Genomic DNA, 20,473 nt, shown 5'->3' with positions numbered 1-20,473 from the left:
ATCACAGTACGGCCATACTGGGAATATGTCGCTCCCCATCGAGGATTACGCCCTGATCAGTGACTGCTTCACCGGGGCCCTCGTCGGAAAGGACGGGAGCATCGACTGGCTGTGCCTCCCGCGCTACGACTCGCGCTCCATGTTCGGCGCGCTGCTCGGCACCGAGGACCACGGCCGCTGGCTGGTCGCCCCCGCCGATGCCGAGGCGACCAGCACGCGCAGCTACGAGAAGGACACGATGATCCTCGTCACCCGCTGGGTGACCGCCGAGGGCGAGGTCGAGGTCGTCGACCTGATGCCGATGGACGACCACCGCGCCGACATCATCCGCCGCGTCCGCGGCGTGAGCGGGACGGTGAAGATGCACCAGGATCTGCGCATCCGCTTCGGGTACGCCACCGCCATCCCCTGGGTGCGTCAGGACAAGACCGAGAAGCCGCACGCGCTCATCGCGGTCGCCGGACCCGACGCGATCGTCGTCCGCGGCGCCCAGCTGCGCCCGACGAACCACGCGCACGAGGGCGAGTTCACCGTCCACGCCGGCGAGACGGTCGACCTCACGCTCACCTGGTTCCCGTCGCACCGGGACGCTCCCCCGGCGCTCGACGTCGAGCACTCGATCCAGCACACCAGAGAGTGGTGGACCACCTGGGCCAGCGGTTGCGAGCACGACGGCCCGTACCGCGACGAGGTCGTCCGCTCCCTGCTCCTGCTGCGCGCGCTCTCGCACCTCGAGACCGGCGGCATCGTCGCCTCCGCGACCACCTCGCTGCCCGAGGCCTACGGGGGCGAGCGCAACTGGGACTACCGATACGTGTGGCTGAGGGACGCGTCCCTCACGATCGCCGTGCTGCTCGCCCACGGCTACAACGACTACGTCGACCACTGGCGCGACTGGCTCCTCCGCGCCATCGCCGGCGACCCGGGCGACGTGCAGATCATGTACGGCCTCGCGGGCGAGCGCGACCTCGACGAGCGCATCATCGACAGCCTCCCGGGCTATCAGGGCGCGCATCCGGTGCGCATCGGCAACGACGCCTCGAACCAGTTCCAGGCGGACGTGATCGGCGAGGTCATGCTCGCCCTCGACCACGGCCGCCGCGAGGGGAACGCCGAGACGCGCTTCTCGTGGGCGCTGCAGCGCGCCCTGATGAACTACCTGGAACAGCACTGGCGCGAGCCCGACCACGGCATCTGGGAGATCCGCGACAAGCCGCAGCACTTCGTCCACTCGCGCGCCCTGGTCTGGGCCGCGTTCGACTGCGCCGTCCGCGCCGTCGAGGAGTACGGCCTCGAGGGGCCGGCGGAACGCTGGAAGCGCGAGCGCGAGGCCATCCGCGCCGACATCGAGGCGAACGGCTGGGATGCGCACCGGGGCACCTACGTGCAGCACTTCGGCACGACCGAGGTGGACGCGTCCCTCCTCCAACTCGCCCAGGTCGGCTACATCGACTACGACGACCCGCGGATGCTGGGCACCGTGAAGGCCATCGAGGACGACCTCCTCCGCGACGGCCTGCTGCTGCGCTACCGCACCGAGTCCGGGGTGGACGGCCTGCCGCCGGGCGAGCACCCGTTCCTGGCCTGCTCGTTCTGGCTGGTGGAGCAGTACGCGCTCTCGGGCCGCCGCGACGACGCCATCCGGATGATGGATCGGCTGCTGAGCCTGGCGAACGACGTTGGCATGCTCTCCGAGGAATACGACGTCGAGGGCCGCTCCCATGCGGGCAACACCCCGCAGGCGCTGACCCACCTGACGTTGGTCCGCGCGGCGGACGCGATCGGCGGCCTGCCGCTGTGAGCACCACCCCGGCCACCGGCGCCGGCACCCTCGAGAAGACCGGGACGGACGAACTGCTCGAGCTCGGCTCCCCTGGGTGACGATCGTCTGGAACGACCCCGTCAACCTGATGAGCTACGTGACCTACGTCTTCCAGACGTACTTCGGGTTCCCGCGCAAGGAGGCCGAGCGGCTGATGATGCTGGTGCACACCGAGGGCCGGGCGGTCGTGGCGACCGGCACCCGCGAGGAGATGGAGCGGCACGTGGAGGCCATGCACGATTACGGCCTGTGGGCGACTCTGACCAAGGCGGACGCATGACCCCCTTCCGAAGGCATCGCGACGGGACCGTCTCGGCGCGGTTCCCCGAGGATGAGGCGGAGCTGCTGACCTCGCTGGCCGAGCAGTCCATCGAGCTGGCGCGAGCGGCCGCCGACCCGGACGCCGACGGCTTCGACCCGGCCCTCGACCGGCTGCTGCCCGACGCCTATCCCGATGACCCGCAGGCATCGGCCGAGTTCCGCCGCTTCACGGCCGCCGGGCTGGCCGAGCGCAAGGAGGCGAGCGCCCGCGCGATGGTCGAGTCGCTGTCCCGACGTGAAAACGGGATGGCCGTCGCCGTGCTCGACCCGGCGCAGGTGACCGCGTGGCTGCGGACGATCACGGACATCCGTCTCGTGCTCGCGGCTCGGCTCGGCATCCACGAGGACGGCGACGAGGGCGACATCCACGACGAGGACTCCGCTCTCCAGCGCGCGGTCTACGACTGGCTCGCCGGCGTGCAGGAGCTGCTGGTCATGACGGTGCAGCCCCGGCGCTGAGCAGCGGTCAGACCGGGTAGCGCACCGCGGCGGCCGCGGGTCCGCCGCCGGGGACGTCCTCCGCGCGGAGGGCGTAGACCTTCGCCTTGGAGGCCAGAGCCCGCCGCAGCACCTCGTCCACCACGCCGTACTCCCCCGGTGCGTCGTCCGGTCCGAGCGTGATCGCTCCCGTGTCGTCGTCCACCGTGCCGGGCACCCGGCGGTCGATGTCGATCACCAGCGACTCGACAGCGCCGAACGTCGCGGCACGGGCGATGTCACTGAGGTCGACCAGCGCCGTTCCGGCCGCGATCCGGGACTCGTAGGCGTCGCGCAGCGCAGCGACCTTGCTCGCATAGAGCCGGTCGAGCACGCCGCGGGCGGCCGTGGCGATCTCCTCGTCGGTCTTGTCCTCCGGGCTGCCGCCAATCGTCTCGGGCACGAGCCGCGGGTGCTCCCCTGCCCCGCGGAAGATGCCCGCGAGCGGTTCGGCGGCGGCCAGGATGAGCGGTTCGGTGGAGTTGGCCAGCAGCGGGTGCAGGGCGCGCTCGATGGCCTGCACGTACTCCAGCATCCGCACCTTCTGCCCCTCGGAGCCCTGGATGCGCCCGTCCGGCGAGCGGCCGCTCACCGAGGCCAGGCCGACCGCGTCGGCGACGTCGCGCGGCATCCCGGGCACGTCGATCCGCTCCGGCGGCCGGTCGGGCGTGATGTGGAGCAGCCGCACCGAATTGCCCGCGAGGGCCAGGATGAGCGCCGACTGCGGGAAGGTCAGCGCTCGCAGCAGCGGCTTGACGTAGAACCGGTCGGCGATCTCGCACGCGGTGCCCAGCCGGTTCGGCAGCCGGAACGTCTCGGCCAGGTCGCCGTCGAGGAACACCGCCAGCGAGCGCGACTGGTAGCGCCAGAAGTCGCGGTCGTCGAGGATGCGCTGCCCCTCCGCCTGGATGGACTGGATGCGCGGCCGCCCCACCTCCAGCCTCTCGAGCGCCCGGACGGCGCTGGCGAGGTGGTTCTTCAGCTCGATGCGCGCGCGGTCGGCCTCCGCGGGGGTCGTCCCGGTCGGCAGGTAGATGCTGACGCAGCCGGGTTGACGCATCGCGGCGATCCGCTCGACGTCGGCCTTGGTGGGAATGTCCTTGTACTCCACGGGTGGTCCTCCTGCCCCGTCGGTGCGGCGTGGTCGGTCGCGGTGCGGCCAGTCTCGTCGTGCCGCGGGCGGCTCCACAAGACTCCACATTGACTTTCTCTCGGACGGGGTCTACCGTCCTTTAAACCGGTTTAGCTGACCCCCATTCGGGGGAACGACCACAAGGGACGCAACGATGCGCAACCGAACACTGACGATGCAGAAGGCTGTCCTCGGCCTCGCCCTGGGCGCCGCCTTGGCGGTCACAGGGGCCGGGATCCCGGCCCAGGCGACGACATCGACCGCCGCAGCGCCGGCGAAGCTCACGAACCTCTCGCACCTCGACTTCCTGCTCGACGACGTGCCGCTGCTGCCCGGCGTCGCCGGGCACACCACCTACCGCGCCGCCGACGAGCCCACCGCCCGCGCGCCATGGGTGTACGCCGACCGGCAGGCCGACGGCAGCTTCCACCGCGTCGGCGGCGGCCCGATCACCGACCCGGCTCGTGGCTGGTACGCCCAGGGCGCGTACGACGCCGACGACATCTCGCGCGCCGCCGTCGTCTACCTCCGCGACTGGAAGCAGAACGGCACCGCGTCCAGCAGGACCACCGCCTACGAACTGCTCCGCTCGCTCACCTACCTCCAGACCGCCGACGGGCCGAACGCGGGCAACGTCGTCCTCTGGCAGCAGCACGACGGCACGCTCAACCCGTCCGCCATCCCGAAAGAGCTGCCCGACCCGTCCGACTCCGCCGAGTCGTTCTGGCTGGCGCGCACCGTCTGGGCGCTCGGCGAGGGCTACGCCGGCTTCCGGAGCGCCGACCCGGCGTTCGCGTCCTTCCTCGCCGACCGGATGCACCTCGCGCTCGGCGCGCTCCAGCGCCAGTCGCTCGCGCAGTACCCGCAGACGCAGGTCGCCAACGGTGTCACGGTGCCCGGCTGGCTGATCGTCGGCAGCGCCGGAGCGACCGCCGAGGCGGTCCTCGGCCTGAGCGCGTTCGCCGCCGCCGCTCCCGGTGACACCGCCGCGCGCACCGCACTCGCGCACTACAGCGAGGGCATCGCGAAGCTGCAGAGCGGCGGTGTCGGCCAGTGGCCGTTCGGTGCGCTGCTGCCCGAGGCGAACTCCCCCACGTTCTGGCATGCCTGGGCCGGCATGCAGCCCGCCGCCCTGACCGCAGCAGCCGGCGTCCTCCACGACAGCGGGCTGCAGAAGGCGGCGACCACCGACCTCGCGCAGTTCACCGCCCAGCTCCTGGCGACGGGCGGACCGGACAACGGCTGGACGCCGACCCCCGCCGATCGCACGCAGATCGCGTACGGGGTCGACTCGCGCCTCGAGGGGCTGGTGGCCGCGTCCGACGCGACCGGCGCCTCCGGCCTCGCCGCGCTGGCGGGGGCGCAGGCGGCCTGGTACTTCGGCGCCAACCGCGCAGGGACCCCCGCCTACGACCCGGCGACCGGCGTGTGCGTCGACGGCATCGCGGCGGACGGCACGGTCAACCGCAACTGCGGCGCGGAGTCGGCGATCCATACCCAGCTCAGCATGCTGGCGCTGGATGCGCATCCCGCGATCGCCCGCACGGCCACCGCTCTGACCCGCACCACCGCCACCGAGGGGCTGAGCGTCGTCGAGGCCGAGAGCGGCACGACGACCGGCCCGGTCACCACGGTGACCCCGCCCTCGGCGTGGACCGGTTCGGCCAACTGGTCGGGCGGAGCCTATCTCCAGGCCGGCGACGGCTCGACGGTGACCATCGGACTTCCGGCCGGCCACCCGGCCGCGCGGATCCTGCCGATCGCCGACCTCGGACCCGGCGGCTCCGGCACCACGAGCTGGACCGCCTCCGTGGGCCGCGTCGCCCTCCCGCTCGTCCGCACCGACAACGTCCGCCCGGGCGAGCAGGGCATCGCGCCCAGCCCGGTGTTCCTGCTCCCGCAGACGCTGCCCGTCCCGGTCCCCGCGCAGGCGACGAGCGTCACCGCGAGGGTGTCGGGCACCGCGCGGCTGGATGCCCTCCTCGTGCAGCCGATCGTGTCGCACCTCGGCCTGGCGGGTTCCGGCGCACTCGACGTGTACGTGAACGCGACGAACGTCCCGGTCCCGCACAAGCTCGCAGGCGCCGGCCCGGTCACCGCGACGAGCTACGACTCCTCGGGACGCCAGGTCGGGCGCACCCAGACCGTCGGCGCCCACGGTTTCGTGCTCGTGCAGCCGGGCGGGTTCACGGTGGTGACGCCCAAGTGAGCCCGGCCAACGTCACCATCAACGACGTCGCGCGGGCGGCGGGCGTGAGCAAGTCGCTGGTCTCGCTGACGCTCAACGACCGGCCGGGCGTCAAGACCGAGACCCGGGAGCGCATCCTGCAGACCGCTCGTGAGCTCGGCTGGACGCCGCATCCCGGCGCCCGCGGGCTGACCACGCGCCGTGCCTACGCGCTGGGCCTCGTGCTCCGGCGCGAGCCGCGCACCATCGAGGTGGACCCGTTCTTCGCGGGCTTCATCGCCGGTGTCGAGGCCGTCCTCTCCGATCGGGGCAACGTCCTCGTCCTGACGATGGTGCCCGATGCGGCGGCCGAGGAGCGCGCCTACGAACGGCTCGCGGCCGACAAGCGCGTCGACGGCTTCCTGCTCACCGACCTGCTGGCCGAGGATGCCCGCATCCCGCTCATCGAACGCCTCGGCTCGTTCGCGGTCTCGCTCGGCGAACCGCTCGGCGGCAGCCCCTTCCCCGCGGTCACCCGGGACTACGACCCCGGCATCGACGACCTCGTCGCGCACCTCGTGGGCCTCGGCCACCGCCGCATCGCCCACGTCTCGGGCGACGAGCGGATGCTGCACGGCCGTCGCCGCCGCGAGCGCTTCGAGCGGGCCGTGCACGAGGCAGGACTCACTCCCGTCATCGTCCCCACCGACTTCTCCCCCGAGCAGGGCGCCGCCGCCACCGCCGCGCTGCTCGACGGGGAGGACCGCCCGACCGCCATCGTCTACGGGAACGACCCCATGGCGATCGCCGGGATGGGCGTCGCCCACGAACGCGGGCTCGACCTTCCGGGCGAGCTCTCGGTCACCGGGTTGGACGGGTCCCAGATCGGGTCCTACGTCTACCCCTCCCTCACCACCCTCGACAACGACCCGGCCGGCTTCGGACAGGCCGCCGCCACCGCGCTGCTGCGGCTGGTGGAGGACGGCGAACCGGGCGACGTCGCCCTCCCTCCGGCACGGCTGGTGGTGCGCGCCTCCACGGCGCCGCCGGCCGGTCGCTGAACCCCGCAACCCCATCGAAAGGCACACCATGCGAATGCGCAGAATCGCCGTCTCGCTCGTCACCGCCGGCATCGTCGCCGGAACCCTCGCCGCCTGCGGCTCCAGCGGCGGCGGCGGAGGTGACGCCATGAAGGCGCACGGCCCCATCACCATCTGGTACTCGAACAACGAGCAGGAGGTGCAGTGGGGCAAGGCCATGGTCTCGGCCTGGAACTCCGCGCACCCGAAGGAGAAGATCAAGGCCCAGGAGGTCCCGGCCGGCAAGAGCACCGAGGAGGTCATCGGCGCGGCCATCACCGCAGGGACCACTCCCTGCCTGGTGTTCAACAACCTCCCCGCGGCCACCGGCCAGTGGCAGAAGCAGGGCGGCCTGGTCGACCTGTCGAAGTTCTCCGACGGCGCAAAGTACATCGAGGCCCGAAGCGGAGATGCGGCCAAGCAGTACAAGTCGGCCGACGGCGACTACTACCAGATGCCCTGGAAGCAGAACCCGGTCATGATCTTCTACAACAAGGCCATCTTCCAGAAGGCCGGGCTCGACGCGGAGAACCCGAAGCTCTCGACGTACGCCGACTTCCTCGCCGCCGCGCAGAAGATCAAGTCGTCGGGTGCCGCGCCCTATGCGATCTACCCGGCGCCGACGAGCGAGTTCTTCCAGGTGAACTTCGACTACCTGCCGCTGCTGGCCGCTGAGACCGGAGGCAAGACGTTCATCGAGAACGGGAAGGCCACGATCACGGGCCAGGACTCGCTGGATGTGGCGAACTTCTGGAAGCAGATCTACAGCGACGGTCTGGCCGGCAAGGAGCAGTACCAGGGCGACGCCTTCGCGGACGGCAAGTCCGCCATGGCCATCGTCGGACCGTGGGCGATCGCGTTCTACGGCGACAAGGTGCAGTGGGGCTCCGTCCCCGTCCCGACCAAGGACGGCAAGTCCGCGGACGAGACGTACACCTTCCCCGACGCGAAGAACATCGGCATGTACACGTCGTGCAAGAACCAGGGCACGGCGTGGGACGTCATCAAGTTCGCGACCAGCAAGGAGCAGGACGGCAAGCTGCTGGATGTGACCGGCCAGATGCCGATCCGCTCCGACGTGGCCACCACCTACGCCGACTACTTCAACGCCCACCCGGACTACAAGGAGTTCGGAGCCCAGAGCGCGCACACCACGGACGACCCGACGGGCACCAACACCATCGCCCAGATGCAGGCCCTGCGCGACGCCTACACGAAGGCGGTCGTGAACGGCAGCGGCTCGGTGGAGGACGCCTTCAAGGCCGCCGCCCAGAAGATCGACAAGCTGCAGGCCCAGAAGTAGCCATGACCACCACCTCTGCTCCCCGGCGGCGGGCACCGCGCCCGCCGCCGGTCCCGGCCGGCGCCGTCGCGCGCCGATCGTGCAGCGCGTCCTCGGCAGGAACCCGCTGGGCTGGCTGTTCGGTGCGCCGTACATCGTGTTCGTGCTGGTCATCTACGCGTTCCCGCTGTGCTTCGCGGTGTACATGTCGTTCTTCGACTACTTCTTCGCGGCGCCCGGCGCGAACGTCACCCAGCCGTTCGTGGGCCTGGACAACTACATCCAGGTCTTCACCGACCCGGCGGTGCTGCAGTCGTTCGGCAACGTCGGCATCTTCCTGATCATCAACGTCCCGCTGACCGTCGTGCTGTCGCTGCTGCTCGCCTCCGGGCTCAACAGCATCACGCGGTTCCGGACGTTCCTGCGGACGAGCTACTACGTGCCCTATGTCACGGCGAGCGTCGCGATCATCGGCGTCTGGCTGTTCCTCTTCGGCCAGAACGGCCTGATCAACAACATCCTCGGTCCGCTCGCGCCCAGCCCCAGCTGGCTCTCGAGCCCCGTGCTGGCCATGCCCACCATCGCGATCTACGTGACGTGGAAGGGCCTCGGGTTCTACATCCTGCTGTACCTCGCCGCACTGCAGAACGTGCCGACCGAGCTCTACGAGTCCGCGGCGACCGACGGCGCCGGCAAGGTGCGTCAGTTCTTCTCGGTCACCGTCCCGGGCGTGCGTTCGGCGACGGTGCTCGTGCTGCTGCTGTCCACGATCACCGGCGCGAACCTGTTCACCGAGCCGTACCTCCTCACCGGAGGCGGCGGTCCGGACGGGCATTCGGCGAGCCCGGTGCTCCTCGTCTACCAGCAGGGCATCCAGCAGGGGCACCCCGGCTACGCCGCCGCCATCGGCATCGTGCTCGTGATCGGCGTGCTCATCATCGGCTGGCTGCAGAACCGCTTCGTCGGAGGGAGGGACTGATGACCCAGACGAATCAGCGCTTGGAGCCGGCGCCGCCGCCCACGCGCAGTCCACGAGCGAAGCGCCACGACATGGCGGGCGCCCGAAGCCTCAGCCGCGGCCAGGCCATCGTGCAGGGGATCGTGCTGACCATCGGAGCCATCGCGTTCCTGTTCCCCTTCTATTACATGGTGGTGGGATCGCTGCAGGCGTCGCCGAACACGACGGTCGCGGGAGCATTCCCCAACCCGTCCAATCTGACGCTCAACAACTACGTGAACATCGACTCGCGCATCGACCTCGTGCAGGGCCTGATCAACTCCGGGATCTTCACCGGCGGGGTGCTGCTCGGGACGGTCGTCTTCGGCGTTCTCGCCGGGTACGCCCTCGCGATCCTGCAGTGGCGCGGCCGCGGGGCGACGTTCGCCCTGGCGCTGCTGGTGCAGACCATCCCGTTCCAGCTGCTGATGATCCCCCTGTACGTGCTCATCGCCCGCAGTTACGGGCTGGCCGACAACTACCTCGGCATGATCCTGCCCTTCCTCATCAACTCCGCGGCCGTGCTGATCTTCCGTCAGTACTTCCTGCAGCTTCCCCGGGAGCTGTTCGACGCCGCCCGGGTGGACGGCGCGGGCGAGTTCCGGCTCCTGTGGCGAATCGCGCTCCCGCTGGTGCGTCCCGCGCTGGTCACGGCGCTGCTGCTCACCTTCATCGGGCCGTGGAACGAATTCCTCTGGCCGTTCCTGATCACCAAGGACGCGAGCCTGCAGCCCCTGGCCGTCTCGCTCGCCAACTACATCTCGAACGTCTCGAGCTCGACCGCGAACCCGTACGGCGCCATCCTGGCGGGTGCGGTCGTGCTCGCGGCCCCGGTCGTGGTGCTGTTCATCGTGTTCCAGCGGTACTTCACGTCCAGCGACCTCGGCTCGTCGGTGAAGGGATGAGCGGGGTGGACACGGCCGTCGACCAGGCGGCGCTGCTCGCCAGCTACCGCGAGGCACTGGCGCACAGCAACGCCCTGACCGACCGCATCTCGACCGATCAGTTCTCGGCGCACTACGCCGAGCGCCCCTCGTGGGCGATCGGGCCGTTCGAGCGGGACCCGTCGCTGACCTTCCGGCTGGACGGCCAGTGGGAGGACCCGACCGGGATCGGATGGACCAGCGACTCGATCTTCAATCCGACCGTGATCGAGCGCGGCGACGAGCTGCACCTGATCTACCGGGCGTCGCCGCGGAAGGAGTCGACCGCGAGCCGGATCGGCCACGCCGTCCGCCGTGACGGCGTGTGGACGGATTCGCCGCTCAATCCCATCGTCTACCCGACCCTCGCGAACGAGGCACTGGGCTGCGAGGACCCGAAGGTCTACGCACTGGACGACGGGTACGTCCTCTTCTACAACGCCATCTGGCGGCGCGAGGACGGGTCGGTCGCGGTGGACATCATGTCCGCCGTCTCGGACGACCTCGAGCACTGGGAGAAGCGTGGGCTCGTCGTCCCGTACGACGTGTCCGAGTACTGGGCGAAGGGCGCGGTCCTCCCGCGCGACGCCGCCGGGCGCGCGGTGCGGATCGGCGGCGAGTACCTGATGTTCCTCTCGGAGGGATGCGGCGGCCGGCCGACCGTCGGCCGCTCGGCGGACGGACTCGACTGGCGCTTCGGGACGCGGCCGTACCTCGACCTGTCGCCGTTGAACGGCTCCCTCTACGAGGTGGCCTGCGCGGCCGTCGACGGCGACGACCTCGTCCTCGACTTCTTCTACGCCGACGAGCACGGCGACTTCGCCGCCGCCCAGGCCCTGTACGCGCTGGACGATCCGTTCACGCAGCGTGCGATGAACCGCGGCGGCTCCCTCGCCTGGGGCGGCCTGCAGAAGATCGGCGGCCGCTGGTCCTTCGCGCAGGGCTGGGACGCCCCCGCCGGCGAACGCGAACTCTATTTCTACCGGGAGGTGGACGCATGACCCCGTTTCCGTATCGGCTGACCCGCGCCGGCGTCGTGATGACGCCGGTCGAAGGCGACCCGCTCGAGGCGGAGGGGGTGCTCAATCCCGCCTCCGGCCGCGGACCCGACGGCGAGCTCTACCTGCTGCCGCGGCTGGTGGCCGAGGGCAACGTGTCGCGCGTCGGGCTCGCCCGCGTGATCCTCGAGGACGGCACGCCGGTCGCGGTCGAGCGGCAGGGCGTCGTGCTCGAGCCCGACCGGCCGTTCGAACGCGGGCGCAGCAACGCCGGCGTCGAGGATCCGCGCACCACGTTCATCCCGTCGCTCGGGCTGCACGTCATGACCTACGTCGCCTACGGACCGCTCGGCCCGCACACGGCCGTCGCGGTGTCCGACGACCTGCGCGCGTGGCGCAGACTCGGTCCCGTCACCTTCGAGTACGACGACGAGATCGGCATCGACCTGTCGCTGTTCCACAACAAGGACACCGTGTTCTTCCCGGAGCCCGTCACCGCGCCGGACGGCACCCCGAGCTTCGCCGTGCTGCACCGGCCGGTCTGGGACCTCTCCGGCATCCGGCCGGGCGAAGGCGAGCATCCGCCGGCGGGCGAGACGCGCCCCAGCATCTGGATCGCGTTCATCCCGGTGGAGGCGGTCGAGCGCGACCTCGGCGAGCTGGCGCGCTGGCGGCAGAACCGGTTCCTCGCGGGCCCCGAGTTCCCATTCGAAGAGCTCAAGATCGGCGCGGGACCGGCGCCCCGCCGGGTCCCCGAGGGCTGGCTGCTCCTCCACCACGGCGTCACCGGACAGCTGGAGCCCGGGGTCGACCAGCAGAAGAACGTCAACTACGCGGCCGGGGCCATGATCCTCGACGGGGACGGGCCGTGGCGTGTGCTGCAGCGGACCTCCGAGCCGCTGCTGGCGGCCGAGACCGAGGACGAGCGCAGCGGCATCGTGCCGAACGTCGTCTTCCCGACGGCGATCGAGACGGTGGACGGACGCGACTGGGTCTTCTACGGCATGGCCGACTCCAAGATCGGTGTGGCACTGCTGGAGCGCGAGGTGTCGAAATAGCGGGGTCGCGTTCGTGTAGACGGTGAGAGCGCCCTTCCCTTCGCCCCGGGCGCTCGGGAAGGATCACCACCATGACCCAGTACCTGCTCAGCGTCATCGAGCCCGACGGCCCCATCCCGGAGCCGGACGTGATGGCGCGCATCGACCGCGACGTGACCGCGGTGGACGCCGACATGCGCACCTCCGGCGTGTGGGTGTTCTCCAACGGCCTGCTCCCACCGGAGTCCGCCACCGTGCTGCGCCCGGCCGACGGCGACGTGCTCGTCACCGACGGGCCGTTCGCCGAGGGCAAGGAACACCTCGGCGGCTTCTCGATCGTCGACGTGCCGGACCTGGACGCGGCGCTCGAGTGGGGACGCCGGCTCGCGCTGGCGACCACCCTGCCCATCGAGGTGCGGCCGTTCCGCGGCTGACGCCCGATGGCTGACGACGCCCGCATCGCGCGGATCTTCCGTTACGAGTACGGCCGCGCGGTCTCCGTCCTGTACCGCGTCCTCGGCGACCTCGACGGCGCCGAGGACGCGGTGCAGGAGGCGTTCGCGGTCGCGGCCGAGCGCTGGCCGCGCGACGGCATCCCGCCCGCGCCCGCCGGCTGGATCATCACCACCGCCCGGCGGCGGGCGATCGACCGGCTGCGACGCGAAGGGGTGGGCCGGTCGCGCGAGGCGGAGGCGGTGCAGCTCGCACTGCTTTGGGAGCCGACCGCGGAGCCCGACGACATCCCCGACGACCGCCTGCGCCTCATCTTCACCTGCTGCCACCCGGCTCTCTCCCCCGAGGCGCGTGTCGCGCTGACGCTGCGGCTCCTCGGCGGACTCTCCACCGCGGAGATCGCACGAGCGTTCCTGGTGCCCGAGCCGACCATGGCGCAGCGCATCTCCCGGGCCAAGGCCAAGATCCGCGACGCGCGCATCCCGTACCGCATTCCCTCGGCGGGAGATCTGCCCGGGCGGCTGCGGTCGGTGCTGGCCGTGCTGTACCTGATCTTCAGCGAGGGCTATGCCGCGTCGGCGGGCGACCGGCTGGTGCGCGAGGAACTGTGCGACGAAGCGGTGCGGCTCGCCCGCGTGCTGCGTTCGCTGCTGCCGGACGAGGAGGAGGTGCTGGGGCTGCTGGCCCTGCTGCTGCTCGTGGATGCGCGCCGCGCCACCCGTGTCGACGACACCGGCGAGCTCGTGCCGCTCCCCGAGCAGGACCGCTCGCTGTGGAAGCGGGACCTGATCGCGGAAGGCCATGCGCTGGTGCGGGACTGCCTGCGGCGCGGACGGCCCGGTCCTTACCAGCTGCAGGCGGCCATTCAGGCGGTGCATGCCGACGCACGCAGCGCCGAGGAGACGGACTGGCCGCAGATCGTCGCGCTGTACGACCAGCTCCTCACCGTCGCGCCGACGCCGATCGTCGCGCTCAATCGCGCGGTCGCCGTGGCCGAGGTGGACGGTCCCGCCGCTGCACTCGAGGCGGTCGAGCCGCTGCGCGAACCGCTCGCCCGGTTCTACCTGCTGCACGGCGTGCGGGCCGGGCTGCTCGCTCGGGCCGACCGGCCGGCGGAGTCCGCCGCCGAATACGACGCCGCCGCCGCGCTGTCCGCCAACGAGGCCGAGCGCGCCTTCCTGCTCCGCCGTCGCGCCGCCCTCCCGGTCTGAGCGCACCCCTTCCGCGGGCGCTGCGGCAGGCGCACAGTGGACGGCATGGACATCGCGCTGCTCGGACTCGGCCGTATGGGCCGGGAGCTCGTCACCCACCTGATCGACGCCGGCCACACGGTCACCGCGTGGAACCGCTCGCCCGGCCCCACCGAGACCGTCGGCCGCCGCGGCGCGCGGATCGCGTCCTCCCCGAGGAGGCGGTCGCAGGCGCCGCCGTGGTCGTCTCCGTGCTGTTCGGCCCGGACGCGGTGCGCGAGACGATCGTGGACCCCGGCCTCGACATCCCCTCGGGCGCGTTGTGGATCGACGTGACCACCGTCGCGCCTTCGGACGCCGACGACTTCGCCGCCTGGGCATCGGGTCGTGGCGTGCGGTACGTCCATTCGCCCGTCGTCGGGTCGCTGGCACCGGCTCGCGCCGGCAGCCTGGCCGTGCTCATCGGCGGGGCGCACGACGACGTCCGCGAGGCGCGCGGCATCGTCAGCCTGTGGGCCGACCCCGACAAGATCCGCACCTTCGACGCGCCCGCGAAGGCGGCGTCGGCCAAGCTGGTCGCCAACCTCGCGCTGGCCATCTCGATGGAGGCGCTGAGCGAGACCCTGCGCCTCGGTCGCGCCGGCGGGCTCTCCACGGATGAGGTGCTGGGCGTCCTCCCGCTGACCACGATCGCGCCCATCGCCGCGATGAAGGGACCGGTCGTGGCGTCCGGCGACTTCGGGGACACGCAGTTCTCCGCGGCCCTCCTCGCCAAGGACCTCCGGCTCATGCTCTCCACCGCCGACACCCCGCTCCCGGCCGCCGCCCTGGTCGCCGCCGAGCTGCAGCGCGCGGTGGATGCGGGCCACGGCGACGAGGACTTCTCCGTGATCGCCCGCGACCGCTGACGCGCTACGCTCGGCCTGTGACGAACGGCCAGCTCGCCCGGCGCCTGACCCTCGGCGACGCGGTGGTCATCGGCCTCGGCTCCATGATCGGCGCCGGCATCTTCTCGGCGTTCGCCCCCGCCGCCGCGGCGGCCGGCGCCGGCCTGTTGGTCGGGCTCCTGATCGCCGGCTTCATCGCGTTCTGCAACGCCACGTCCTCCGCGCAGCTCGCCGCCCAGTACCCGACTTCCGGCGGCACCTACGTCTACGGCCGGGAGCGGCTGGGCGAATGGCCCGGATTCCTCGCCGGCTGGTCCTTCGTCATCGGCAAGACCGCCAGCTCGGCGGCGATGGCGATCACCTTCGCCACCTACGCCGTCCCCGCTGCCTGGGTGAAGCCGGTCGCCATCCTCGCCGTCGCCGCCTTGACGGTCGTCAACACGCTCGGCGTCACCCGGACGGCGCTGGTCACCCGCATCCTGGTCGTGGTGTCGCTGCTCGCGCTGGCGGTCGCGGTGGTCGTCGGCTTCACGCACACGTCCGGTTCGGCGTCGCTCCCGGGGGTGCCGGTCACTCTCTACGGCGTGCTGCAGTCGGCCGGGTTCCTGTTCTTCGCGTTCGCCGGGTACGCCCGGGTGGCCACGATGGGCGAGGAGGTGATGGATCCGTCCCGGACCATCCCGCGCGCGATCACGACGGCGCTCGCGATCACGCTCGTCGTCTACGCGCTGGTCGCCGTCTCCGCCCTGCACGCGCTGGGACCCGCGGGTCTCGCCTCCGCCCCCGCGCCCCTCGGCGCGGTCGCCGACACGACCGGCGCCGCGTGGCCGGGGGCCGTGATCGCCGTCGGCGCTTCCGCTGCGGCTCTGGGGGCCCTCCTCGCGATGATCGCTGGGATCGGCCGCACCACGCTGGCCATGGCGCGCACCCGGGACCTCCCGTCCTGGCTCGCGGCCGTGCATCCGCGCTTCCGCGTCCCGTACCGGGCCGAACTCGTTCTGGGTCTCGTCGTGTGCATCCTGGTCGCGGTCACCGACCTCCGCGGCGCGATCGGGTTCTCGAGCTTCGGCGTGCTGCTCTACTACTTCGTCGCGAACGCGTCGGCGTGGACGCAGTCCCGCGATCATCGTCGCTACCCGCGGTTCCTCGCGGCGGCCGGGGCGGTCGGCTGCGTCGTCCTCGTCGCGGCGCTCCCGATCGGGTCGATCGTGGCGGGGCTCGTGGTCGTCGTCGTCGGGCTCGCGTACCGCTGGATCCGGCTGCGGCTGGTGCGGTGAGGGCGGCGCCCCCACGCCGCCCTCGCCCAGAGTCTCCGTCGCCTGCGAACTGCTCCCCTAGCGCCGGGCTCCGAAGACCGCGCCGGGACATACCAAAATCCCTGTCGGCGCGTTCTCCACCCTAGCGGGCTGGCAGCGTGTCTTCAAGCTGGCTTGGAAGGCGTGTCAGACCATATGGTCTGCTGGGATCGTATGCATACCGGCCGCGCGCGGGCAGGGAATCGACCTGTCACGATATCCTTCACACGGGGGCCAACATCCGCACGAGGAAGGTCCGTCCATGGCAGAACGCTCTCGGCAGGCTGCCGAGACCCGGGAGGCGGTGCTCGACGCCGCCGCCACCGAGTTCGCCCGGTACGGCTTCAGCGGCGCCCGCCTCGACCGGATCATCGCCGCGACCGGCTTCACGAAGGGCGCCGTCTACTTCCATTTCGAGTCGAAGCAGGCCATGGCGGACGCCGTGCTCTCGGGCCGTTTCGACGCGTGGCCGGCGATGGTGCAGGACGTCCGCGACCGCGGCGGCCGCGGCCTGTCCGGGATGCGGCTGCTGGCCTGGCGGGTGACGCGCACCATGGCGACGAACATCCGAACCCGCGCCGCGATGCGCCTCAGCCAGGAGCTCCGCCTCGTCCCGGCCGGCTTCAACCCCTACGACGCCTGGGCCGAGCGCTTCCTCCCCTTCCTCGACGAGGCGATCGAGGACGGCGACGCCCCCGCATCCCTCGACCGGATGCGCGCGGCGAAGACAATCGTCAACTGTCTGTTCGGCGTACTTTCCGTCGCGATCGACTCCGGCACCGAGGACGAGGTCGACGCCGAGCTGGAGGCCCTGTGGCGACTGATCACGCCGGGGCTGCGGACGGGCGGGGCGGGCTGAGCGCAACTACTCGTCCCAACACGCCGTTATGCGGCCAGCCGTAACGGCGTGTTGGGGCCAGTAGATGCTTCAGGCGAAGACGTCGCGGGCGGGGGTGCCCACCAGTAGGCGGTCGCTCATCAACCGGGCGACGATCTCGTCTCGCCTGCCGCGAAAGGCTTCGGGAACCACGCGATCCCAGTCCTCGGCTCGCGGTATGTCGACGAAGGAGCCCAGGCGGAATTCGAAGGCGTCAACACCCTCCAGGTATTCGACGCTCTCTTTAGTCGAGTACCGGACCCTAAATTCGTCGCCGTCAGTCACGAGCACAACTCTTGCATCATTTCGCCCGCCAACGTGGCACCGCTGAAGACCAGACAAGAGAGGCCGAATGCAAGGCTCCCGCGGTTTGGGTCGGTCGCTGGTGAACGGGCGCGTCTACCGACTCGCTAAGCTGCACAGCGTGCGCTCGAACTCGCTGACCTACATGCCGGCGCTCGACGGGCTGCGCGGCCTGGCCGTGACGATGGTGTTCATCGAGCACGCGCTGCCCGGCAACGTCTTCCCCGGCGGCCTCGGCGTCGACATCTTCTTCGTCATCAGCGGGTTCCTGATCACGCGCATCCTGCTCAGGCAGCACCATAAGACCGGACGCATCCGACTTGGGTCCTTCTACCTCAAGCGGATGCTGCGCCTGTACCCGGCGCTGCTCGCGATGGTCGCCGTGTTCGCCGTGCTCTGGTTCACCCTGGGCGTCAGCATCCGCGACGCGGTCACCTCGTGGATCGCCAGCCTGCTCTACGTGTCGAACATCGTCATGGCCCACACGGCGATCCCGATGCACTCGCTACGCCACACCTGGTCCCTCGCCATGGAGGAGCAGTTCTACCTCGTCTGGCCGATCCTTCTCATCCTCTTCCTGTGGGCCAAGCTCCCCGCGCGGCGATCGTGGCGATCCTGCTCGCAGCTGCGGCCGCCACACTCGTCGCATTCGTATCCTGGCCGGCGTTGAAGTTCAGCCCCCTCACGCAAGCGGGCGCGCTCCTCATCGGATGCGCAACGGCGTTCCTGGTGGAGAAACGCCCGTGGCAGAGCCGCACCGCTGCCTACATCGCCGGAGGCGCACTGGCGGCGGTCATCATCTTCGCCTGCTTCGTGGACCTGCCGTACGTGGTCCTGAAGATCGCCGTCGCCGCCCTCATGCCCCTCGTGCTTCTCCACCTGGCGTTCGGCCAGAGCCTCATGGTCCGGCTGTTCTCCGTGCGGCCCGTGGTCTACATCGGCCTCATCAGCTACGCCATCTACCTCTGGCACTACCCGATCCTGCAGGCGCTCCATCACTCCGGGTTCGGGCTGCGTGGCTCGGCAGTGGTCGCCGTGCCGCTGACATTGGCGGCTGCGGTTGCGAGCCAGTACCTCGTCGAGCGGCCGTTCAACAAGCTCAAGGATCGGATCGGCACGCGAAACCTGGCGCGCCCGACTCGCACCCTCGTCAACGTGAGCTGAGCGGGCGGCTTTTCCACCACCCCACACAACGCAAAAGGCCCGACCGGATGATTCATCCGACCGGGCCTTCTCACTGGTGCGCCCCCAGGGACTTGAACCCTGAACCCATTGATTAAGAGTCAATTGCTCTGCCGATTGAGCTAGAGGCGCATCCGGTTCGGTTTCCCGAACCGAGGCTCAACACTAGCATCCGATCGCGGGGCTTCGCCAATCGAGGATCGCTCGGCTCACGCGCGCTCTTTTCGGGGCATCACGACCTCTTTGATGATGAGGATCACGCCCGCCGAGATCGGGATCGCGACCAGCGCGCCCGGCAGCCCGAACAGGGTGGAGCCGGCCAGCGCCGAGATCAGGACCACCGAGCCCGGCACCTGCACCGCCTTGCCCATGACCCGCGGCGTGAGGATGTACGCCTCCACCTGCATGTAGATCAGCATCAGCACCAGAACGACCACGCCGCTCACCGGCGAGTGGATGAAGGCGAGCACCGACATCACCGCCGTCGTCAGCACCGTGCCGATCAGCGGGATGAGGGTGATGAAGAACGCCGCCAGCGCGATGAGGAAGGCGCCGGGCACGCCGGTCGACAGGAGCAGGATGAGGCTGAACACCGAGTTGCAGAACGCGAGGACCACCATCCCGCTCAGATACTTGCCGAAGTTCTGGAGGATCCGCTCGGCGTAGTTCTCGAAGCGCGCGCGGTGCGAGCGGCGCACCAGCCGGTAGGCGGCCTGCTTTGTGGCGTCGTAGGAGGCGATGAAGTAGATGGTCAGGATAGCGATGAAGAAACCGGTGGTGACGGCGTTCAGCACCGACAGCCCGAACCCGACCAGGCCGTTGCCGATGGTCGCCCAGGTCTGCGGGTTCTTCACCTGGTCCGAGATCCACGTGACCAGTTGGCCGGCCAGCCCGTTGGTCGACGCGTTGACCGAGTCGAACCAGCCCTCGCTGCGGAGTGTCGCGACCTCCTTCGGAACGGCGTCCGCCAGGAACGCGATCTGCTGCACGATCAGGGGCACGATCACCCAGATGATGGCGATGAGCACGGCCACGATCAGCAGGATGACGGTGACGATCGCCCAGCCGCGCTTCATGCCACGGCGCTGGAACCAGCGGATGAGCGGGTCCAGGCCGACCGTGGCGAACATCGCGAAGAACACCGAGAACAGGATGGACCGCAGCCCGTAGACCACGAAGCCCGTCGCGACCGCTCCGATCGCGCCGAGCGCGAGCACGTAGCCGTAGACCAGCGGCCGGTCCCTCAGCGCAGGGCCGCGCGTGGTGCTCACGGGCTTCTGGATGAATCGCATCGCCCCTCCGATCGCGCCCACCCCGGGCTACGGCGAGCGTATCGCCTCAGCGAACATCCGGGTGATGGTTGCGCTTCTGCAATCTCTTCGCCCGACGTATCTTTTCTGCGCGTAAAGGATCACACTGATGAGTACCGCGCCCGGGCTCCCGGAGCTTGTGCTCGTGAGGGAGGGGAGAGCCCATGGGAACGCTCACGTACGACTCGATCGTCATCGAGTTCGACGACAGGTTGCTCGCGCACCTGCAGATCGTCATCGTCAACAAGCTGCGCCGCCGCGAATCCTTCGCGATGTCGTGGCGGGATGCACCGGAGGTCGGCGACGGCCGCAGCGCCATCTGGCTCGACCCGAGCATCCCGATCTACTTCAAGTTCGACGGCTCACGGGTGCCGATGATCAACCGGGAGTGGGTGGAGCGGCTGGCCGAGTCGGCCGCGAGCTCCCACGGCCTGGTCGTCACCGGCGAAGACGGCGAACTCAATGAACGTCCGGCGCGTATCGGCACCATGACGGCTCCCGTCCCCTCGGAGTCGCCGCCCGCACGCACTGAACGGGTGACGGCCTCAGAGGTCGTCGAAGTCGGGGCGGCCGTCGGTGCCGGTCGCCCCGGCCTCTCCGCCCGCCGGCTCGGCCTGAGGCTTCCGCGGCGCAAGCTGCGCCGTGAGCGCCCGAAGGCGGTCGACCAGCTCCGGATCCTGGAGCTCGGGGCCGATCAGCTCCACCGGCTCGCTGACGATCTGGCTCGCCGGCCCGATCAGA

At 70.4% G+C, this 20,473-nt stretch carries 20 protein-coding genes, 1 tRNA gene and 1 pseudogene; 18 read left to right on the top strand and 4 right to left on the bottom strand.

Annotated elements, in window-relative coordinates:
* Positions 1 to 25: 25 nt before the first annotated feature.
* The 3 genes from ACRAWB_RS03870 (at position 26) to ACRAWB_RS03860 (ending at position 2,602) form a co-directional block, all read left to right on the top strand.
* Positions 26 to 1,801, top strand: a complete 1,776-nt coding sequence (locus tag ACRAWB_RS03870) for a glycoside hydrolase family 15 protein (RefSeq protein WP_431352137.1) — start codon at positions 26 to 28, stop codon at positions 1,799 to 1,801.
* Positions 1,802 to 1,877: 76 nt separating this feature from the next.
* The gene (gene clpS, locus ACRAWB_RS03865) at positions 1,878 to 2,102 is read left to right on the top strand and encodes an ATP-dependent Clp protease adapter ClpS (RefSeq protein ID WP_431352136.1); all 225 of its coding nucleotides are present in this window, start codon (positions 1,878 to 1,880) and stop codon (positions 2,100 to 2,102) included.
* Positions 2,099 to 2,602 carry a DUF2017 family protein gene (locus ACRAWB_RS03860; RefSeq protein ID WP_431352135.1) on the top strand — a complete coding sequence of 168 codons (504 nt, stop codon included), beginning with the start codon at positions 2,099 to 2,101 and terminating at the stop codon, positions 2,600 to 2,602. Before clpS ends, ACRAWB_RS03860 begins: the two co-directional genes overlap by 4 nt.
* A gap of 7 nt (positions 2,603 to 2,609) precedes the next feature.
* Here the strand turns inward: ACRAWB_RS03860 and ACRAWB_RS03855 are convergent, their stop codons facing one another.
* The gene (locus tag ACRAWB_RS03855; protein WP_431352134.1) at positions 2,610 to 3,731 is read right to left on the bottom strand and encodes a hypothetical protein; all 1,122 of its coding nucleotides are present in this window, start codon (positions 3,729 to 3,731) and stop codon (positions 2,610 to 2,612) included.
* 175 nt (positions 3,732 to 3,906) lie between these two features.
* On the opposite strand from ACRAWB_RS03855, the gene ACRAWB_RS03850 reads away from it, so the two are divergent.
* The 13 genes and pseudogenes from ACRAWB_RS03850 (at position 3,907) to ACRAWB_RS03790 (ending at position 16,919) form a co-directional block, all read left to right on the top strand.
* Positions 3,907 to 5,961: a hypothetical protein gene (locus ACRAWB_RS03850; RefSeq protein WP_431352133.1), complete on the top strand. Its 2,055-nt coding sequence runs from the start codon at positions 3,907 to 3,909 to the stop codon at positions 5,959 to 5,961.
* Positions 5,958 to 6,980: a LacI family DNA-binding transcriptional regulator gene (locus ACRAWB_RS03845; RefSeq protein WP_431352132.1), complete on the top strand. Its 1,023-nt coding sequence runs from the start codon at positions 5,958 to 5,960 to the stop codon at positions 6,978 to 6,980. The genes ACRAWB_RS03850 and ACRAWB_RS03845 overlap by 4 nt, the downstream gene beginning before the upstream one ends.
* Positions 6,981 to 7,008: 28 nt before the next feature.
* Complete coding sequence (locus ACRAWB_RS03840) at positions 7,009 to 8,301, top strand: ABC transporter substrate-binding protein (RefSeq protein ID WP_431352131.1); 1,293 nt, start codon at positions 7,009 to 7,011, stop codon at positions 8,299 to 8,301.
* A 76-nt stretch (positions 8,302 to 8,377) separates the two neighbouring features.
* Entirely contained in the window at positions 8,378 to 9,259 is an 882-nt protein-coding gene (locus tag ACRAWB_RS03835) for a carbohydrate ABC transporter permease (RefSeq protein ID WP_431352706.1), read from the top strand.
* Between the two features lie 71 nt (positions 9,260 to 9,330).
* Complete coding sequence (locus ACRAWB_RS03830) at positions 9,331 to 10,182, top strand: carbohydrate ABC transporter permease (RefSeq protein WP_431352705.1); 852 nt, start codon at positions 9,331 to 9,333, stop codon at positions 10,180 to 10,182.
* Positions 10,179 to 11,201 (top strand): hypothetical protein, encoded by a 1,023-nt coding sequence (locus ACRAWB_RS03825; protein ID WP_431352130.1) that lies wholly within the window; start codon positions 10,179 to 10,181, stop codon positions 11,199 to 11,201. The genes ACRAWB_RS03830 and ACRAWB_RS03825 overlap by 4 nt, the downstream gene beginning before the upstream one ends.
* Positions 11,198 to 12,256, top strand: coding sequence for a glycoside hydrolase family 130 protein (locus ACRAWB_RS03820; protein WP_431352129.1), 1,059 nt, complete (start codon positions 11,198 to 11,200; stop codon positions 12,254 to 12,256). The genes ACRAWB_RS03825 and ACRAWB_RS03820 overlap by 4 nt, the downstream gene beginning before the upstream one ends.
* Positions 12,257 to 12,327: 71 nt before the next feature.
* Complete coding sequence (locus ACRAWB_RS03815; RefSeq protein ID WP_363808344.1) at positions 12,328 to 12,669, top strand: YciI family protein; 342 nt, start codon at positions 12,328 to 12,330, stop codon at positions 12,667 to 12,669.
* A gap of 6 nt (positions 12,670 to 12,675) precedes the next feature.
* A complete protein-coding gene (locus ACRAWB_RS03810) occupies positions 12,676 to 13,899 on the top strand; it encodes an RNA polymerase sigma factor (RefSeq protein WP_431352128.1) in 1,224 nt (407 codons plus the stop codon).
* 45 nt (positions 13,900 to 13,944) lie between these two features.
* Positions 13,945 to 14,336: pseudogene (locus ACRAWB_RS03805) on the top strand (NAD(P)-binding domain-containing protein); the annotation flags it as partial.
* 144 nt (positions 14,337 to 14,480) lie between these two features.
* Positions 14,481 to 14,786: an NAD-binding protein gene (locus tag ACRAWB_RS03800; protein ID WP_431352704.1), complete on the top strand. Its 306-nt coding sequence runs from the start codon at positions 14,481 to 14,483 to the stop codon at positions 14,784 to 14,786.
* Positions 14,787 to 14,869: 83 nt separating this feature from the next.
* Positions 14,870 to 16,042: an APC family permease gene (locus ACRAWB_RS03795; RefSeq protein ID WP_431352703.1), complete on the top strand. Its 1,173-nt coding sequence runs from the start codon at positions 14,870 to 14,872 to the stop codon at positions 16,040 to 16,042.
* 280 nt (positions 16,043 to 16,322) lie between these two features.
* Positions 16,323 to 16,919, top strand: coding sequence for a TetR family transcriptional regulator (locus ACRAWB_RS03790; protein ID WP_431352127.1), 597 nt, complete (start codon positions 16,323 to 16,325; stop codon positions 16,917 to 16,919).
* Positions 16,920 to 16,988: 69 nt separating this feature from the next.
* Here the strand turns inward: ACRAWB_RS03790 and ACRAWB_RS03785 are convergent, their stop codons facing one another.
* Entirely contained in the window at positions 16,989 to 17,222 is a 234-nt protein-coding gene (locus ACRAWB_RS03785) for a hypothetical protein (protein ID WP_431352126.1), read from the bottom strand.
* Positions 17,223 to 17,361: 139 nt separating this feature from the next.
* On the opposite strand from ACRAWB_RS03785, the gene ACRAWB_RS03780 reads away from it, so the two are divergent.
* Both ACRAWB_RS03780 and ACRAWB_RS03775 read left to right on the top strand, forming a co-directional pair.
* Positions 17,362 to 17,910, top strand: coding sequence for an acyltransferase family protein (locus ACRAWB_RS03780; protein WP_431352125.1), 549 nt, complete (start codon positions 17,362 to 17,364; stop codon positions 17,908 to 17,910).
* Positions 17,907 to 18,404, top strand: coding sequence for an acyltransferase family protein (locus ACRAWB_RS03775; RefSeq protein ID WP_431352124.1), 498 nt, complete (start codon positions 17,907 to 17,909; stop codon positions 18,402 to 18,404). Before ACRAWB_RS03780 ends, ACRAWB_RS03775 begins: the two co-directional genes overlap by 4 nt.
* 74 nt (positions 18,405 to 18,478) lie before the next feature.
* On the opposite strand, the gene ACRAWB_RS03770 is transcribed toward ACRAWB_RS03775, so the two are convergent.
* Together ACRAWB_RS03770 and ACRAWB_RS03765 are read right to left on the bottom strand one after the other, a co-directional pair.
* Positions 18,479 to 18,554 (bottom strand) — tRNA-Lys (locus tag ACRAWB_RS03770).
* Positions 18,555 to 18,631: 77 nt separating this feature from the next.
* Positions 18,632 to 19,693 carry an AI-2E family transporter gene (locus ACRAWB_RS03765; RefSeq protein WP_431352123.1) on the bottom strand — a complete coding sequence of 354 codons (1,062 nt, stop codon included), beginning with the start codon at positions 19,691 to 19,693 and terminating at the stop codon, positions 18,632 to 18,634.
* Positions 19,694 to 20,473 lie beyond the last annotated feature (780 nt).

This window comes from Leifsonia poae, from assembly GCF_050632865.1.
GTDB lineage: Bacteria > Actinomycetota > Actinomycetes > Actinomycetales > Microbacteriaceae > Leifsonia > Leifsonia poae_B.
This window is presented reverse-complemented; position numbering and strand designations above follow the sequence as displayed.

Bases quoted from the DNA above. Each gene is read 5' to 3' on its own strand.
- ACRAWB_RS03870 (WP_431352137.1), top strand. From the start codon at position 26: ATGTCGCTCCCCATCGAGGATTACGCCCTGATCAGTGACTGCTTCACC.
- ACRAWB_RS03860 (WP_431352135.1), top strand. From the start codon at position 2,099: ATGACCCCCTTCCGAAGGCATCGCGACGGGACCGTCTCGGCGCGGTTC.
- ACRAWB_RS03850 (WP_431352133.1), top strand. From the start codon at position 3,907: ATGCGCAACCGAACACTGACGATGCAGAAGGCTGTCCTCGGCCTCGCC.
- ACRAWB_RS03840 (WP_431352131.1), top strand. From the start codon at position 7,009: ATGCGAATGCGCAGAATCGCCGTCTCGCTCGTCACCGCCGGCATCGTC.
- ACRAWB_RS03830 (WP_431352705.1), top strand. From the start codon at position 9,331: ATGGCGGGCGCCCGAAGCCTCAGCCGCGGCCAGGCCATCGTGCAGGGG.
- ACRAWB_RS03825 (WP_431352130.1), top strand. From the start codon at position 10,179: ATGAGCGGGGTGGACACGGCCGTCGACCAGGCGGCGCTGCTCGCCAGC.
- ACRAWB_RS03820 (WP_431352129.1), top strand. From the start codon at position 11,198: ATGACCCCGTTTCCGTATCGGCTGACCCGCGCCGGCGTCGTGATGACG.
- ACRAWB_RS03815 (WP_363808344.1), top strand. From the start codon at position 12,328: ATGACCCAGTACCTGCTCAGCGTCATCGAGCCCGACGGCCCCATCCCG.
- ACRAWB_RS03810 (WP_431352128.1), top strand. From the start codon at position 12,676: ATGGCTGACGACGCCCGCATCGCGCGGATCTTCCGTTACGAGTACGGC.
- ACRAWB_RS03800 (WP_431352704.1), top strand. From the start codon at position 14,481: ATGGAGGCGCTGAGCGAGACCCTGCGCCTCGGTCGCGCCGGCGGGCTC.
- ACRAWB_RS03795 (WP_431352703.1), top strand. From the start codon at position 14,870: ATGATCGGCGCCGGCATCTTCTCGGCGTTCGCCCCCGCCGCCGCGGCG.
- ACRAWB_RS03790 (WP_431352127.1), top strand. From the start codon at position 16,323: ATGGCAGAACGCTCTCGGCAGGCTGCCGAGACCCGGGAGGCGGTGCTC.